The sequence below is a fragment of the Acanthopleuribacter pedis genome (assembly GCF_017377855.1).
Taxonomy (GTDB): Bacteria; Acidobacteriota; Holophagae; order Acanthopleuribacterales; family Acanthopleuribacteraceae; genus Acanthopleuribacter; species Acanthopleuribacter pedis.
This window is the reverse complement of record NZ_JAFREP010000020.1, coordinates 1-16280: the sequence shown is the minus strand read 5'-3', so window position 1 is coordinate 16280 and position 16280 is coordinate 1. Positions and strand designations below refer to the sequence as shown.

Here is a 16280-nt window from a genome sequence, read left to right as displayed (position 1 = left end):
ATGCATTGCCCGTGTGGCTTTCCGGTCAAGCTTCGTCGTCATGGACGGAGGCTAAGCACGGGTGAGACTTCGAAACGCCGTACCGATTGCGTCATTAATACCGTGCCCTGCCTGCTCAACCGTTACAAATCGACCCGTGTTGCCGATTTTTAAAAGTTGGCCGTGAGATTGCATAGAGCGCGCGAGATCAACCAGCGCATCCCGCTTTCCGTGGACCGCATCAAGTGGGAACGGCAAGATTTCCTTTAAGCTTTCGTCGCGGAAACGACAATTTATGCCAACGGCCTGGACAATATTTGTCAGCGCTCGTGCCGCGAACGGCGCCAAATAGCCGCCTTGCGAATAACCAATCACGCGGATTCGCCGCGCCCGGCCCCTGATCCCCGCGACGAACGCGCGCAGCAATGCCACCGCCGGTTCCATCGGCACATGGTAGATCTGGGTGGCCGGATCGAACAGGTACCAGGCGAACCCCATGCGCCAACCCGCGGCGCTCTGGTGGGGCGCGGGGAAGGGGGCGTCCGGGGCGACCAGGCGTACCGAATCCGGGCAGTAGGGCTTGAGTTTCTCAAGTACCACGCTCCCCCGTTGCTGGTAGCCATGGAGAAGCAACCACATTTCCTCGGCGTCTTCCGGCCCCTGTGTTTCGTAATTTACAGACCAGGTAACCTCGATTTCGTGTTGGGGCATGACGTGTTCTCCTGTTTAAAAAAGTTGCCGACAGCGGGAATCGCTTTTTGCAACACCTTGGTTAACGGCATCTTACCCAAAGTCTCTTGGTCAACCCAGCAGAAATCTTGATAACTGTTCGGTGCCCCTTCGCGCCATTGTGGCTCTTTTTCCACGCGGTACAGCTCGATGTGGTAGGTCGCGTGGAGGTGCGTGAAGCGATGCAGGATGGGTTGCTCTAGGCGGCCGATCGGGGTAATGGCGTCGGCAAACCAATGGCGCCAATCCCGGAATGCGGTTTCTTCCTGTGCGGGCAATTCCCACATGGAAGCCATCAGGCCCGATCCCGGTCGTTGGCCCAGTAAAAACCGGCCGGGGGTGGTGAGGAACAGGGATCGATAGGCGATTTTGCCAGGTTTGATTTTCTTGCTTTTGTAAGGGAACACGTGTGGGTCCAGACCCTTGCGTCGCACCGAGCAATAGTTGGATACGGGACAGGTCAAGCAACTCGGGTTGCGTGGGGAACAGCGGGTTGCGCCTAACTCCATGAGGGCTTGGTTGTAATCCCCCGGCCGTTCCGTATCGAGTAGTTTTTGGGCTCTGGCCTGAATATCTCGTTTGACGGCGGTCGCGGCAACGTCGTCTTCCAGGGCAAACAAACGGCTGAGTACCCGAATCACATTGCCGTCGACGACCGCGTGGGGCAGGTTGAAACCGATACTTGCCACGGCCGCGGCGGTATAAGCGCCCACGCCCGGTAGGGCGTCGATGGCCTCTTTGTCCCCGGGAAAATCGCCGTTGTGGTGTTCCTGAATGCGTTGCGCCGCGGCTTGTAGATAACGGGCGCGCCGGTAATAACCCAATCCTTGCCAGAGCTTTAGAACCTCTTGTTCCTCTGCCTCGGCCAATTCCTTCGGGGTGGGAAAACGTTCCAGAAAACGTTCGAAATAGGGAATCACTGTTTTGACCTGGGTTTGTTGCAGCATCAGTTCTGAAACCAGGGTGGCGTAGGGATTGGCGGGGCCTCGCCACGGGAGTTGTCGCTGCTCGCGGTCGTACCAAGCCAACAGATCTTTGCGGAAATCAAGTTCAGAAAACAAGCGTGTCACCTCGCGAGGAGATCGGGAAAACGGCGCAGGGCCCATCATACACTTAGGATGGATTGTGGGCGAGGTGGTTTGGTGTGGGGGTTGTTTTTGGGTGTGGGGTTATCTTGTTTATTTCTCAGGATAAAAGAATGGTTTGAGGATGCGGCCGTGCGCAGAGACCCTCTGCTGCCGGTTCCCGGAATGGATGAAGCCGTCGCTTCGAAATTTGAATGCATGGGGGGCCCATGATTATGTCCCGGATCGTTCGAACCCGTGGGCGCGATGTGGTCGGGCTGGGCATGTTTTTGGTGTGGATCGAAAATGCGGGAGAGAACAACATGCAGTGATGTAAAAAAAACCGGAGCGACGGCTTCATCCAAACCGGGAAGCGGGAAAAGAGGGCACTAAAGCCCGGCCGATGTCCTGTAAATATCCTAAAAATCCTGGGAAAAAAATCGAAGCGACGGCATCATCCAAACCGGGAAGCGGGAAAAGAGGGCGCCAAAGCTCGGCCGCCATCCAGTAAATAGCCACAAAATCCTGATAAAAAAGAAGATCACCCCAATCCCGGCCAAAAATCCAAGATCAAAAACATCCTAGCTGATCATTTCACTGAAATTGATGACCTGCTTCCTGAGCGCGAAGACCACCGTGTCCAAGGCGATGCTTTCCGGGTAGCCGAAGCGGTTGACCATGTTTTTCAGAATGGTTTCCACCATATTGCGAATTTCAATGGAATAGGTTTTGTAATAGCTGTAGTTGTTTTTCTTTTGGAAAAAGGCGTCTCGCAACAATTCCGCGTCGATGCCTTCGACCGTGCGCCGGTGCGACAAAAGTTTGGAAAACAGATCGTGAAAACAGACCAGCACGTTGTCCGAGCGGGAACTGATGACGTTTTTCCCCTCTTGAATGAATATTTCCCCGCTGCTTTGCATGCCGAGGAATTTTTGGGCAATCTCGCGGCGGAAGTGCTGCGGGTCGCGATCCGGTGCAATCACCTTCTCCAGGGAGGTCATGAAGTGGATGTCGGGAGAATCAACCTTTTCGCCCGTGGTGGGGTGGATGAAGGAGAATTTGGGCACCATGATGTGGGAAAAGGCTTTGTTTTCCAGAGCGTTGGCGAGCAGTGTGTACTGAAGGTAGCGGCGCAGGTCTTCTTCGATCTCATTGGGGTTGCGGTCGACCGTTGCCTCGGTGATCTCCTTGTCGATGATCATGAAATACAGCGATTGCACCACCTTCACCAAACCCGCAAAATCGCCGTAATCACCCTCACCCGCGCCCAAGCGGAAACGCCCGATTTTGCGGCTGGGCAATGTCTTGCGCTCTTTTTTCCACTTGTTATCGATGCTCATCCAGTGGTGTAGCTCGGATCCTTCTTTGATCATGCGTTTGAGCTGGCTCAAGAAGGTACCGACGTGTACCTTGCGCCCGTCCGAATTGGAGATGGTGTTGCGCATGATGTTCTGAAGCTGACGTACCGAAATACCCTCGCGCCCCTCGTAAGGGTAGTGTTCGCGAAATAACTCACGCATGAATTCATCGTCGATCAGCGCCAACTCCTCGTTCGAAAACAGGCCCGACTCGCCCAGGGAAATGGCGTCGGGGTGGCGTTTGATGAGCTTTTCCAAGGCTTCGGGGTCGTACAGGTTGAGATTCAGCTTTAAGGCCTCGTTGCGGAATGGGTGCCAATGCGGCAACTTTTGGATGGTGGCCAGCGGGTCGTCCGATTGACATGCGTAAAGGAACAGCTTTTTTTCGACCGTAATGTCGTTGTACAGGTTCTGCTTGCGTTGACTCCAGTTGGAGGGCCACTTTTTACGCGAAGGCGGCAACAGGCGTGTCATCACCGCGTAGTAAGCGGCAATGCGCAACAGGTTGGGATCCACCTGGTAATTGATCTTCATGATCTCCATGTCACGCTTGAGAATGTCCATTTCCGAATTGGCGTCGAGCAGGTAGTTCACCGGAATTTTTTCGATGCGGTCCAGCAATTTGGAAGAGGTGAGTTGCTTGTCCAGCAATGCCATCTCTTCAAGGTTGGTGGTCATAACCACCGTGTTGTCCACCGAGGCTTGGGTCGACTCAATCGAAACCTTCCCGCTGCCCAACAGCATCAGCAGCGGTTTGTAGTCGGCCTCGGTTGAGTTGTCCGTGCCGAAAGCGTCGTGAATGTGAAGCAAACCGCGATTGGCGCTGACAATCGCGCCCGCGTATTGGTAAATGTCGGTGCCGGGGACGTGCTCCGCCAAAATGGCTTTGTCCTCGCCGCTCAAATCCAGATGGCGCATACGGACGCGTAACTGCTTCATGTCGTCAATATTGGCGATGCCGGTTGCCTGGCCGTTGGAAAAGACGATTTCTTCCACGCGCACGTATTCTTCCAAGATGTTGTACAAACTCTTGCCGCGATTGGTGGGGTTCTGCAGCAGGCCTTCGATGATGTCCAGGCTGCATTTGTCGAGCATCGCGTTGTGGTAATACGTGGGAAACACCACCTTGCCTTTGTGCATTTCGTGCACGTGGTTGAACAACTCTTGGCGGGGGCGAATCACCCGGTCGCCCAGCGAAAGCACCGTGGGGAACAACAGCAGCGGGTTGTGAAAGAAGCTGCTCCAGACTTCCAGGGAGCGGTTGCTGCCGCCTTTGCCCTTGAACTCAAAGAAAAACGAATACAACTTCACCGCTTTGCGTTTGGTGTATTCCTCTAGGGCCTCCGTGATCAGATCGATGATGTTGGTTTTGCCCGATGCCGGTGGGCCGACCAACACCAGTCCACGGTTGGGACCGGTTTCTTTACCCGCCGAATCAATGGCGGCGACCAGATGTTTGACCGCGGCTTCTTGACCGAATACCGCGTTGGTACCCTTGTTAAAGATGTCGTTAAAAATGCGGTAACTGATGATGGGTTCGCCGGCGCGAACCACGATGTCAAAGTCGAAATACTCAATGGCCCTTGCCAACAGCGTCGAGGAGGTGTGCAAGAAATCACCGGGTGTTTGAATGAATTCTTCGATAAAGTGAGAAAACGGCAAGGTTCGGTTACGGGTGTAACCCAGCACGTTTTTCGCATCGAAATGGCTCATGTATCCCTCCCGTTACCGGGGAATCCAAACCTCGGTAACTGCTTGACGTCTCCGTCGACCACAATAAACGTATCGAAAAGAATGAGTTGGTAGTTTAGTAAGTCTGCATTTCGCCCGGTACGCGGCGCGCCTCGGTTGTGGGTTTGGTTCGGGACCGGGGGCTTGATTTAGTCCAGCACCATCGGTTTCTTGCCCTCCCGCATTCGTTCCACAATAACCTCGAATTCCACCTCGGGAATGCGCATTTCGCGGTAGCGGCCGCCGGTATAACCGTAAAGCGTATTTTTGGAAACGAGTGACACGCCCCCTTTCCAAATCATGTTCAGGTTTTTCAGGGTCGGTTGGATCCAGTTGGCTTTGAGGCGGCGGCCGTCGTCGCGGTGAAACAGCAACAAACCGCCGTCTTCAAAATCGGTATCCACTAAATAGATGCGGGGTCGGTAATAGTGGGTGAAAAATTTCAGCATTTCTTTCTTGATCGGCCTCGGATCGAGCCATACCCAGTAGCGATCTTCTTCGATGACATCGCGTTTCGAAATGCCCAGGCGCGCCACGTCCCGTTGTGGGATGCGGTTGAGATGGAACTCGTGAATCAGTTTCGGTGTGAGGAAACGGCGCAAGAATTCGTAGTCCGTACAGGTTCGCACCAAATGGCGCATGCGCTCGATGGGATCAACATCGCCACCGCGGTCCCACGCGTCGCGGGTTTTGCGGTCGACCTCATCGAAATAATCCAAATCGATTTTGCCCTTTTCGTAGAGCGCCTTGATGTGGTTCCACATGTGGAAACCGAGATGGTAGGGGTTGCGCTGGTAATAAGGCCGTGGGTAACACACGCCTGAGAACACCTTGGCGTAGTCGATAATGCCGGTGCAGGCTCTTTCCTTAAACAATTCCAGCATAATGGCTTTTTCCCAGTACATGGCCCAGCCTTCGTTCATGATTTGCGTGCGAATTACGAAATCGCTCGGGGCATGGATCACGTAGAGGTAGTCCAGAACCGAGCGTTCGCCGGCCGTGGTGGGCGCGTAATGGCGCAAAAAGGCAAACACATCTTGGCAAGGGCTGCGCAACCGGTAGCCGCGCCGCGATAAAGTCTCCTGGCGTAGTTTTGACTTGAGCTCCCGTTCAAAGGGATCCTGGGTTTCCGGTGGGCGCAGGAGACTGGACAGGGTGGAGGAAAAAGGGGGTAGCAGCGGTTTTTCTTCATCGGGTTCCGGGGCCGAAACCGAGGCAACCCCGCCGGTGGCGCGATCCGTTTCAACCGAATGTTGCAGGTTAAATTGGGAGTTGGGCGACAACAACGGCAATGCCGATTCGGCCGCGTTCCAGTAGGACAGGAAACTTTTTTCGCCCATCTGGTTGCGGCCCAGGTTGACCTTGCGCACCAGGTGCATCACAAATTCGGTGCGATCCGGGTTTGAATCGCGCAACACGTTGGTTTCACTGAACTCGCAGTGACCCAGCACGTGGGCCATGACCGAGGCCTGCATCATCGGCGAGTTGGTGTTGTTGAGGTAGGCGTAGCTGGGGTTCCCGGTTTGGACAACCTCGTAGTACAGGCTCGACTCCAAACCTTCCGAGATGCGAAATTTCTTGCTTACCATGCGTTTACCTTCCCAGATGTTGGTGGGGCTGGTCGGGTAAACACGTTTTTCCAACAGCGAGGCAAACTCGAGACCGTCGAGAATATAAAAACGAACCTCGGGTAACACCATGCCGAATTCGCGACCGTGGTGCAGGGTGCGTTCGGCAAGTTCGTGTAATACGGGATCGGTATGAATCATGCGCATGATGCTACCTCGCTTTCACAAAATTATTCCGCGACATAGGGTTTGCAGGGATCGGTGTCCCGGCGAACCGGTGGATTCGGCCTTAGCCCGGTCGTTCACCGAACAGTTTTTTGATGACGTCGATGGTGTCTTTTTTGTGTTTGAGTTCGCCCAAGCGTACGACGCGGTCGCGGCGGAAGCGGTTGCTGATTTTGGTGTTGAGGTGGGAAGAGCGGCTGGGTTGTACCTCAACCACGCCGACGCGGTTAAAGATATGCACCATTTGTTCCTCGATAATGGTCACGATTTCCTTGGCATCGTCGGCAAACAACTCGCCGTCGCCGAAGTAGAAGCCGTAAAAGTTGGTGGTGGCGGGATCGTATTCGTTGACCGCGATTTGGGCGACCAAATCAAAAACAATCGATGCCCGGGTACCGCCCGCGTTGGCGACGCGGTAGAAATCTTCCGGCATGACCTCGTAGGCCTCGGCATCGTGGACAAAAAAGCGGTGTTCCACCGAGTTGGGTCCATAGTTGTAGTCCAGCCAACTGTGAATGAACTTGACCAGGCGTTTTTCGAGCTCGAGGCGTTCGCCGTAGGTCGAATAAGAAATGTCACCCATATAGAACACCACCGCTTTGAACTTGGGTTTCTCCACCCGTTGCGGCAGTTTGAAGCGGCGATCACGGCGGCGGAAACTCACGTCGTAACGGTTTTGGTCGGGGTTGTAAACGCCGGTGGCGACCGAGGTCTTGAGCGCGCGTTTGAAGGTGCGTTTTTTGTCGAGGATGACCCCCATCGGCCCGAAGGTTTTAAAGGTATAGGAGACCTGTTTGATTTTGCCGCGACCTTCTTTTTTGAGGTCCGGCAACTCAAGTCGTTCGGCGATCAGTTCCATGAGTTTCTCGAACGGCAGGCTGAAGCTCATTTTTCCGCCGCCGCCACCCGGTCCGGCACCGCCGCCGCCGCCACCGCGGCCGTCGTCCCCGTAAACGAAGGTCGGCGGTTGGATGTCGTCCATTTCAATGATGAGATCGCTGCCGCGTTCACCAAACTCCTCAATATTGCCGTCGGTCAAAATGCCTTCGATCAAATCGTTGAGCTGGTTGTCGATGTATTCGTTAAAGGCGCCTTCCGATTCGTCGGAGTTAATGCGGTCCTGATTAAAAGGAATGTGGCCGTTGGTCATCGAGGGTCCTCCGCGACTGACGGTTGCTGGGGTTGCGGGTGGCTTCGAAAAAGATGGGCGTCGGCGTTTTGCCGGTTCCTTCACGGGGCGGTCGTGATGACGCGCCCCGTGAGGAAGGGACAAAGCAGAAAGTGTGCCGACCATTCAAGGCGACGGCGCCGCTTTTGAATCCCCGTGCTGTTAAACGACGATGCTCGAGGCGTTGGCGGTAATGGTTAGCGCTTGGAAGGCGCATTTCCCGCAATAGCCTTTTTCCTCGATCAGGTATTTGATCGTGTCGTTTAACTGTTTCTGCTCTTTGCTGTTGACGTTGGCGGCGCTGGTGCCGCTTTTGATCCAGCCCAGCAGTTTCATGTTTTCGCCCGACTTAAACTCGTTCTCAAACACGTACTTTTTGATCGCGTTTTGATACGAGGGCTCGTCGGCCAGCAGGACCGTGTAGTTCACACTGGAAATCGCATCGGAGAGTTCCTTGCGGAACACCTCCTTGTCGGGAATGCCCAGGTACTGTTCAATCGTCTGCATGAACTTTTCGTCCGGCTTGACGTCGGCTTGGGTGACCTCGTGTTTCACCGTGGTGTTGTGGGCGTAAGCGCGCACATGGTCGGTGTATTTTTTCCAGGTGGTTTCCACGATGGAATCGTCGCGCAGAATGGCACCGTAGACGTCGCTGGCTATTTGGCCGAAAATCCACGACTTGGCCTGGGGCAGGATTTTTTCGGCGTAATGACTGAGACGCACCTTGTTGGTCGCGAAACTGTCCTTTATGGATCGTTCCATAATCACCGCCAAATCCAAAGGTGTGGTGCAGGGATTGGCGAGGGCGATAGAGGTTAACAGCGCGTGTTCGCCGCTTTCTTCCTTAAGCTTCTGGATGTTGGCCGCGTATTCGTTGATTTGGAAGTGTTCGGTTTTTTCGAAGACGTTTTGGATGAAACGCGGGTCGAGCCCAAAGGTGCCCTCGGTGGGTTTGACGAACTCAAACTCTTCCAAAATGGTTTTGGCCATGTTGTTGTCGACGCCTGAATCGGCGCGGCCCGCGTAGATCAGTGCTTTTTGCAGCAGCGACAGGTTGGGGTTTTGTTTTGATTCGTAGAGGCGCGACATGGCGGAAGTCAAGCTCAGGAATTCCAGGCTGTGGGGTGCCACGTGACACATGTGCTTGCGGTCCTTGTTCCAGCGACGGTTCTCGTTGGAATAAGTGAACTTGTAGATGTACTCTTCGTCTTTGAAGTTCACGCTGAGCGGCATTTCGATAAAGGTGGTCCGCGAGCGCAAGGCCTCAAAACTCTCGTTGCTCATGAACATATTAAATTCGTGGAAGTTGGTGTGGCCGATGATGACCCCGTTAAAGGGGACCGGGGGCTGCCCCTCCGGCTTGAAGAAGCGGTCCTGGGTGGCGAACAACAACTCGTACAGGAACTTATCGGAAAGCTTGAGAATTTCGTGGATCTCGACAAAACCGTTGGCGCCCGCGCACAATTCGCCCTTGTAATCGTGGACCAGCGGGTGGGATTCGCTGCCAAAACGCGGCAGGAGGCTGTAGTCGATGTTGCCCACCAGTGAACCGGCCTCCTGGCTTTTCTCGTCGCGGGGGGTGTAGGAACCGATTCCGGTTTTGGTTCGCGCGTCAAAGATCATGCGTTTGACCTTGATAAAGTCGAGCAGGCCGACGAAATCCAGGTCCTTGGCCGCGGAAAAATCGTCCAGGACGTGCCGCGCGAAAGGTGAAATACGACCCGACACCTGGATGTCGAACACACCGTCGTAATGGGGATGACGCTCGAGGAAATCGGCGAGGCTGGATTGATCGACGTTGCCGTTGAGCTCCTCACAGAATTCGCGGCGGCTGTGTTCGGGGATGATTTGTAGCGGCCGTTCGAAAATCGGGGCCTGTAGGTACCAGACGCCGTTTTCTTCAAATTCGGCGCGGTCGCGCAAACGTTCATCCACGGTGGGGAGCAGCAAGGTGTAGGTGCGCCCCTCGTCGGATTGGCTGTAGAGGTTCAGCGCGGTTTTGATGCCGTCCATGCTGCGTGATTTGGCCGAGCCGGGCGGCCCCAACAGGATCCACAGGCGTTTCGAGGACTCTAATCCCCGGCTGGCGTTGTCGACCTTTTCAACCAGGTTTTCCTTGGCTTTCTGTTGGCCGAACACGATAAACGGACCGACTTTTTCGGCGTCTTCAAAGAAGTTGTAGCGGTGTTTGACGGGTTTTCCGGGGGTGAGCGCGTGTTCGACACCGCCGCTTAAAACCATGTCGTGCAGGAGCTGAAATGTGTCGCGGGTGATCCATGGCTTTTGCGTCACCATGTCAAGGTATTCATAAAAAGACAGGAATTGATCGCCGCGGTTGGTTGTCGTAGATGATTTGAGAATCGACTGAAGCTTATCGCGCATGAACGCCCACCTTTCGCGTAGTGTTCCCACAAAACCACGGATGGGGCACCGGGCCGAAGGGCCGGACGCGGGGACGCTTCGTTGGTCCGAGGGTCCGTGACGCGTGGCGCCGGAAGCGGCGTGAAGGGTACTTCTTAAAACGATGGGATGCCGTGACGGTGTAGCTCGCTTTCGCCGTCGTGCGCGGCCGGGCGCCGCCCTACCTTCACCTAAACCTTTGAACCATAACACCACAAAACCGAGCGATCCTGTCTGGTCGCTGCTGTTGACCTTGGCGGTGTTAGACGGGTGAACGGGTTTCGAGGTTTAAGCGGGTTCGGGTTCGACGTTGCCGGTGATTGGGTGCGGACCGTGCCGAGGCAGCGGTTCGCGCGCGAAGAGCCACAAAAATCAAGAGCCAACCCACCCTAGTGAAGTGTGAACGGCTCGTGATCGCTAAGCCGTCAGAGCGGCCGAACGACAACGGAGAAACACGTTCGCTTTCAACAGTCCGGGTTTTGAAGAGATGCGTGTAAGCTTAGCATTAAAAACCGCATAAAGCCAGGAACGAAGCACGCAAGAAAATGAAAAAGTTTCACTCAAGCACCTGGCGGACCATGGGTTTAACACCGTACTTGCCCCTCTTTTCCGCCTGCCCGCGCGGCCTAAGCAAGGGGCGCTTTCCTCTGGGTCGCTTTCCTGGATTGTGGCAGATGTCGCCCCAAATCCAACCACCTCGTCCAGACGCATGGGCCGACCTGTACCGGGTCAGAGGGTTCAGATTCTTGCCGTCCCAACCCGGGTACCGACAAGCGTCGCTTGGCATGAAGCATCCATCCGGGGGGTTGGCGGTGCTTTCTTCCACCACGTCAAAAGTTACCGCGCCGCCGCCGGTGCGCCAACGTTCTAACCTAAGAAGCGCGGTAAGAACCTGGGATTTTCGCTAAGGATCTGGAGCGAAATGGCTTGGGAAAAGCGGAAGCGCACCCGCCGGGTGCGGCGAGCATGTTTGCAGGCTGTTGCAGCCCAGAGGTTTAGCGAAAATCACCACGAGTTATCGCGCTTCTCAGGTCTAATTAAGGGTTGCTCGCATCCTGTTTAGAGTTCAGGTTACAATACACACACCGCTTTTGATGTGATTGACCTTCTCTGTGCTCGGACCCTACCCCGTGGATTCGCCAGGTAAGTCCCGGTAACAGTTTTTGCCGCGGGCGGCCTCCGTCGTCCTGAGGAGTACTCCTTGTCTCTTTCCGACCTTGAACCTTCCAACCCCGTTTCGCTTGCCGGTGTGGACCCGGAGGAGCTGCGAAAGTTTGAGAACTTGGTTCGTCTGCTTGATGCCGAGTCAGCCTCGGTTCGCGAGGCGGTTGGCGAGGAATTGGCCGCATTCGGTGAGCGTTTGTCGGCGCTTACCCAGGCGACGGCGGTGGCTTGGTCGCCGGAGCAGCAGTTTTTGCTGAGCGAGTTGCTGGATCACGTGCGCTCGCGCCGCATGCGCGGCATTTGGGAAGGCTTTGCCAAAATTACCGATGTTAATGTGCAACTGGAACGCGTGTTAACCACCATCGGCGATGCCCAACCGATGGACGAGCAGCTTGCGCCCTTGAGTGATCTTCTGGATGCCGAGGCCGAGGCCTTTCGCAACGCCGGTCGGAGCATCAACGTGTTGGAGTTAAACCAGTTTCTTTTTGCCGACCAGCGGTTCCGCGGCGCCCACAAGGATTATTACAACCCGCGTCACTGTCATTTGTCCTGGGTGTTGCAGCACCGGCAGGGACTGCCGATTTCCCTGGTGTGTATCTTTATGTTGGTGGCCCATCGTTTTGACTTGGTGGTGGAAGGCTTCAACCTGCCGCGTCACTTTCTGGCCAAGGCGACCGTGAACGGCAACCTGGTGCTCATCGATTGTTTTAACAACGGCAAAATCCTGTCGGGACAGGAGATCGCGGGTTTGACCCAAATGCCCAATATCGACATCCACGAACTTTTGTCGCAGCCGCCTTCACCCGGTCAAATCGGCCGCCGCGTGTTGTTGAATTTGGTGAACGCCTACAACAAAAGCGGGGAACTGCCGCGCAGCCGGCGGGCCAAGGCCATGTTGGAAGAACTGAACCAAATGCCCCGTTCTTTTTTCGTCTCGACGCCGCGAATTTCACCCGACGCCCAATACCGCCGCGGCCAGTTGGTGCGCCACGGCCGTTACGGCTACCGCGGCGTGGTCGTGGATTACGATCCCCGTTGTCTGGCCGACGAGTCTTGGTACCGCGCCAATAAAACCCAACCGGAACGCAATCAGCCTTGGTACCATGTGTTGGTTCACGGTTCCAATGTCACCACGTACGCCGCACAAACCAGTTTGATCCCAGACTATTCCGGCGCCGAGGTGATCCACCCGCTGATTGACGTTTATTTTGACGGGTTTGCCAATGGTTTTTATGTGCGTAACGAACGTCCTTGGAATGAAGAAAGTTAACCCCCGCCGTTCACACGGCGCGGGCCTCTAGGTTTTGCCATGCAGTTTCAGAGCGTTCCCGAACTGTTCTTTAACGCTTGCAGTCGCTTTGATCGCAAAAATGCGGTGCTGATACCCGGTGACGACGAAGTCCCGCGCGCCTATTCCCATCGTTTCTTTCGCCAGCGGGTGTGCATGTTCGCGCGGGGACTGTTGGCGCTTGGTGTCGGCGTGGGTGACCGCGTTGCCCTATGGTCACCCTCCCGTTTTGAATGGCAGATCGCCGATTTGGCAGTTGCCGCCGTGGGTGCCGTTTCCGTGCCCCTTTACGTCGGCGTACCTTTTGAAGAAACCGACTACATTCTCCAGCAAACCGAACCGGTGGCGGCGGTGGTCGGTCACGCGGATCAGGCCGAGAGCTTGGGTCGCGATGCCGCGAGCGCGCCCCGACACATCATCGTCATGGACGACACCCCTGGCGACGCTTGGCTGACCATGGATGCGGTGGAAATTGCCGGTAGTCGCGAGGACAACGAGCTGTTGCTGATCAGTCTGTGGCAGGGCCGTTTACCGCGCGACCTTTTGACCATCGTCTACTCCGGCGGCACCCAGGGGCGACCCAGGGGCATTCAGCTCACGCACGGCAATGTTTTGGCCAACATTCAGAGCTGTGGCGGTTTGATGCCGCTGAGTGCCGAGGATGTGTGCCTCAGCCATTTGCAACCCGCCAATATTTTTGAGCGGGTGATTGGGCTTTACCTGATGTTGACCCACGGCGTGTGTATTGCCTACGGCGGTTCTCCCGCCGCCCTGAAGGCGCTTCTGCCGCGGGTGAAACCCACCCTGCTGGTTTCGATGCCGGCCGTTTACCAAAAATTCTACGTGTCGCTGACCCGCGAAATTCAACAGGCCGGGTTTATCAAACGCAACGCGGCGCAGTTGGCCTTTGACCTCGGCAAAGAGGTTGCGCCGTTGTTGGCGCGCGGCGAAGCCCTCGGTGCTTGGCGGTCGCGCAAACTCAAGCTGGCGCGACGCATGGTGTTCGATCCACTGCTGGAGAATTTTGGGGGTCGGCTGCGTTTGGTGGTTTGCGGTGGGGGTTCCCTGCCGTCCGAGGTTGCCGACATGCTGGCCGCGCTGGGACTGACGTTAATTGACGGGTATGGTCTGAGCGAGGCCTCACCGGTCTTGACCATCAACCCGCCGGACCGGCGCCGCGCGGGCACGGTTGGTGTACCGGTCGAAGGGGTATCGTTGCGGATTGCCGACGACGGCGAGATTCAAGCCCACGGCGAGAACATCATGCTTGGTTATTTTGGGGACGAAGCCGCGACCGCGGCCGTGCTGCGCGACGGTTGGCTGAGCACCGGGGACATCGGCCATATCGACGACCAAGGGTATTTGCGTTTAACCGATTCAAAAACCGATGTCTTTTGTTTGGCCTCGGGGCAACAGGTACCGCCGGGTCCCCTCGAGGCTTCGTTGCGGGAGTGTCCCTTTATCGAGCAAGTGGCCGTCATCGGTGAAGGCCGGCCTTTTATTTGCGCGCTGATCGTGCCCGCCTGGGACGTGGTCGATGTTTTTGTGAAACGGGAGCATCCAGGGGCGGCCCCTGAGCAAGCGATTGAGGACCCCGCGTTGATCCAGGCCGTGGCCAAGGAGATCGAGGCGCGTTCACGCCATGTCGTCCATACCGAACGGATTCAGGCCTTTCGTTTGCTGGCGGAACCGCTGTCGGTTGCCGCCGGCGAACTGACCCCGAGTTTGAAGATCAAACGGGCGGTGGTGGCGCAACGGTATCAGGCCTTGATTGACGAGATGTATGCATAAATGGGTTTTTGCCGGCGCTTGGGGACCTGGATGACGCGTTAAGGGCTATGGGGTTTTGTGCCGGAGATGCGCCGGGTTGTTCGCCCTGTTAAGGGGATTGTCCCTTGCCCCGGTGAGAACGCGCCTTTCCAAAAGTGAACCCGCAACGATTGGAGGAAAACCATGACGATTGAAGTCGAACCGCGCATTTTTGCGTGTCCCAACTGCGGCGGAAAAAACCGTCTCAACCCTTTAAAGATCGCCTCAAAGTTGGATAAGGTGCGCTGTGGTAGCTGCGGTACCAGCTTGTTTTTGGGTCCTCACGATCCCCTACTCGAAATCAGTTCCACCGCCTACGAGCACCATTTGGACCGTCGCGCCCTGGAGATGTTGCGCCGGGTACCCGGGGTTAATTCGATTTTGCGGTTCATTTTAAGAGAGTTATCGGAGCGGCGATTGCGGATGTTGTTTCTGCAAACCGCCGTCAAGGTACACGACAAGCATTTGACCAAACTCCACGACATGAATGTGCGTGCCTGCACCTTGCTGGACATGGAACTGATGCCCGAGTTGTACGTGATGCACGACCCCATGCCGAACGCGATGGCGATCGGCGTCGACGATCCCTTTGTGGTGTTGACCTCGGGTTTGTTAGACCAGATGGACGAGGACCAAATCCGCGGGGTGATCGGCCACGAACTGGGCCACATCCACGCCGGGCACCAGTTGTACCGTACCGCGCTGTACCTCCTTATCAATTTGGCCGACCGTCTGTTGGGTTCGATCATTCCCATGCGCGAGGCCGCGATGTTTGCGATTGTCCAGGCGTTGCAGTATTGGAGTCGTTGTTCCGAGTTAACCGCGGACCGCGCGCAAATGTTGGTTCAGCGCAATTTTGACCGTTTCGTGCATTGTGAGATGCGGCTCGCGGGTGGGAGTCGTTTTACCAACCCGGATTTGGATGCCGAGCAGTTTTTGCTACAGGCACAGGAGGCGACCCGCGTGCAGGAGGAGAACTTCCTCAACAAGATCTACGCGGGTATGCAGGCTTCCAATGCCAGCCACCCCTTCCCGGTTTGGCGGGCGGGGCACATGTTGACCTGGGTCGGCGAGGGTTCGTATCTAGACATTTTGAGTGGCAACTTCGCGCGCAAGAACCAAGAGCCGGCGCCACCGGTGCTGGATGAAGAAGATTTGGAAGGGAAGGAATCGCTTTCACCGGTACGCAAGATGTTGGATGAATTGCGCGGTGTTCTGGGCCGGTGATGGTTTTGGGCGTGGCAGAACACCCTGTCAGGATGGGGTTGAACCGAGGGAAACCCTCTATGGACGGGGGTTGAACCGGGGAAAACGCTGCATGGATGGGGGTTGAACGGGGGGAAACGCTGCATGGATGGGGGTTTAACCGGGGAAAACGCTGCATGGATGGGGGTTGAACGGGGAAGGCCCTGTCAGGATGGGGGTTGAACGGGGAAGGCCCTGTCAGGATGGGGGTTGAACGGGGAAGGCCCTGTCAGGATGGGGGTTGAACGGGGAAGGCCCTGTCAGGATGGGGGTTGAACCGGCGCACCCCAACGGGGCGCGCACACCGTGAATTGGGGTCCACCATTAATTTAAAACGTGAGCCGGCGGCGAACTACGACTGGTTTGGCTGAAGGCCTTACGGATTTCAGCCCTGGGTAAAGGGTTATGGAATAACCCTTTACCCAGGGTCCCCGGGAGTTCCCGTCGTGTAGACGCTGAAGGCGTCGGCCCTACAACCATTTGCACGAAACCGCTCGTCCTGGGTAAACGACCGTATGATTTTTCCATCTTGGTGGGGTTGTTGCCCCGGAG

At 56.1% G+C, this 16280-nt stretch carries 9 protein-coding genes; 3 read left to right on the top strand and 6 right to left on the bottom strand.

Going from position 1 to position 16280, the window contains the following annotated elements; all coding sequences use genetic code 11:
* Positions 1 to 51: 51 nt before the first annotated feature.
* The 6 genes from J3U88_RS20410 to J3U88_RS20385 all read right to left on the bottom strand — a co-directional run bounded on the left by J3U88_RS20410 (position 52) and on the right by J3U88_RS20385 (position 10204).
* Positions 52 to 690 carry an alpha/beta hydrolase gene (locus tag J3U88_RS20410; RefSeq protein ID WP_207860825.1) on the bottom strand — a complete coding sequence of 213 codons (639 nt, stop codon included), beginning with the start codon at positions 688 to 690 and terminating at the stop codon, positions 52 to 54.
* Positions 654 to 1769, bottom strand: coding sequence for an A/G-specific adenine glycosylase (mutY, locus tag J3U88_RS20405; protein WP_207860823.1), 1116 nt, complete (start codon positions 1767 to 1769; stop codon positions 654 to 656). The genes J3U88_RS20410 and mutY overlap by 37 nt, the downstream gene beginning before the upstream one ends.
* 584 nt (positions 1770 to 2353) lie before the next feature.
* Positions 2354 to 4843, bottom strand: coding sequence for a hypothetical protein (locus tag J3U88_RS20400; protein WP_207860821.1), 2490 nt, complete (start codon positions 4841 to 4843; stop codon positions 2354 to 2356).
* Between the two features lie 167 nt (positions 4844 to 5010).
* The gene (locus J3U88_RS20395; RefSeq protein ID WP_207860819.1) at positions 5011 to 6636 is read right to left on the bottom strand and encodes a SpoVR family protein; all 1626 of its coding nucleotides are present in this window, start codon (positions 6634 to 6636) and stop codon (positions 5011 to 5013) included.
* Between the two features lie 82 nt (positions 6637 to 6718).
* Complete coding sequence (locus J3U88_RS20390; RefSeq protein ID WP_207860817.1) at positions 6719 to 7804, bottom strand: DUF444 family protein; 1086 nt, start codon at positions 7802 to 7804, stop codon at positions 6719 to 6721.
* Between the two features lie 180 nt (positions 7805 to 7984).
* Positions 7985 to 10204, bottom strand: a complete 2220-nt coding sequence (locus J3U88_RS20385; RefSeq protein ID WP_207860815.1) for a hypothetical protein — start codon at positions 10202 to 10204, stop codon at positions 7985 to 7987.
* A gap of 1219 nt (positions 10205 to 11423) precedes the next feature.
* On the opposite strand from J3U88_RS20385, the gene hspQ reads away from it, so the two are divergent.
* From hspQ to J3U88_RS20370, 3 genes are all read left to right on the top strand, one after another.
* A complete protein-coding gene (gene hspQ / locus J3U88_RS20380; RefSeq protein ID WP_207860814.1) occupies positions 11424 to 12656 on the top strand; it encodes a heat shock protein HspQ in 1233 nt (410 codons plus the stop codon).
* Positions 12657 to 12695: 39 nt separating this feature from the next.
* Entirely contained in the window at positions 12696 to 14465 is a 1770-nt protein-coding gene (locus J3U88_RS20375) for an AMP-dependent synthetase/ligase (protein WP_207860812.1), read from the top strand.
* Positions 14466 to 14627: 162 nt separating this feature from the next.
* Positions 14628 to 15710: a M48 family metalloprotease gene (locus J3U88_RS20370; protein WP_207860811.1), complete on the top strand. Its 1083-nt coding sequence runs from the start codon at positions 14628 to 14630 to the stop codon at positions 15708 to 15710.
* The last annotated feature ends 570 nt before the right edge of the window (positions 15711 to 16280 follow it).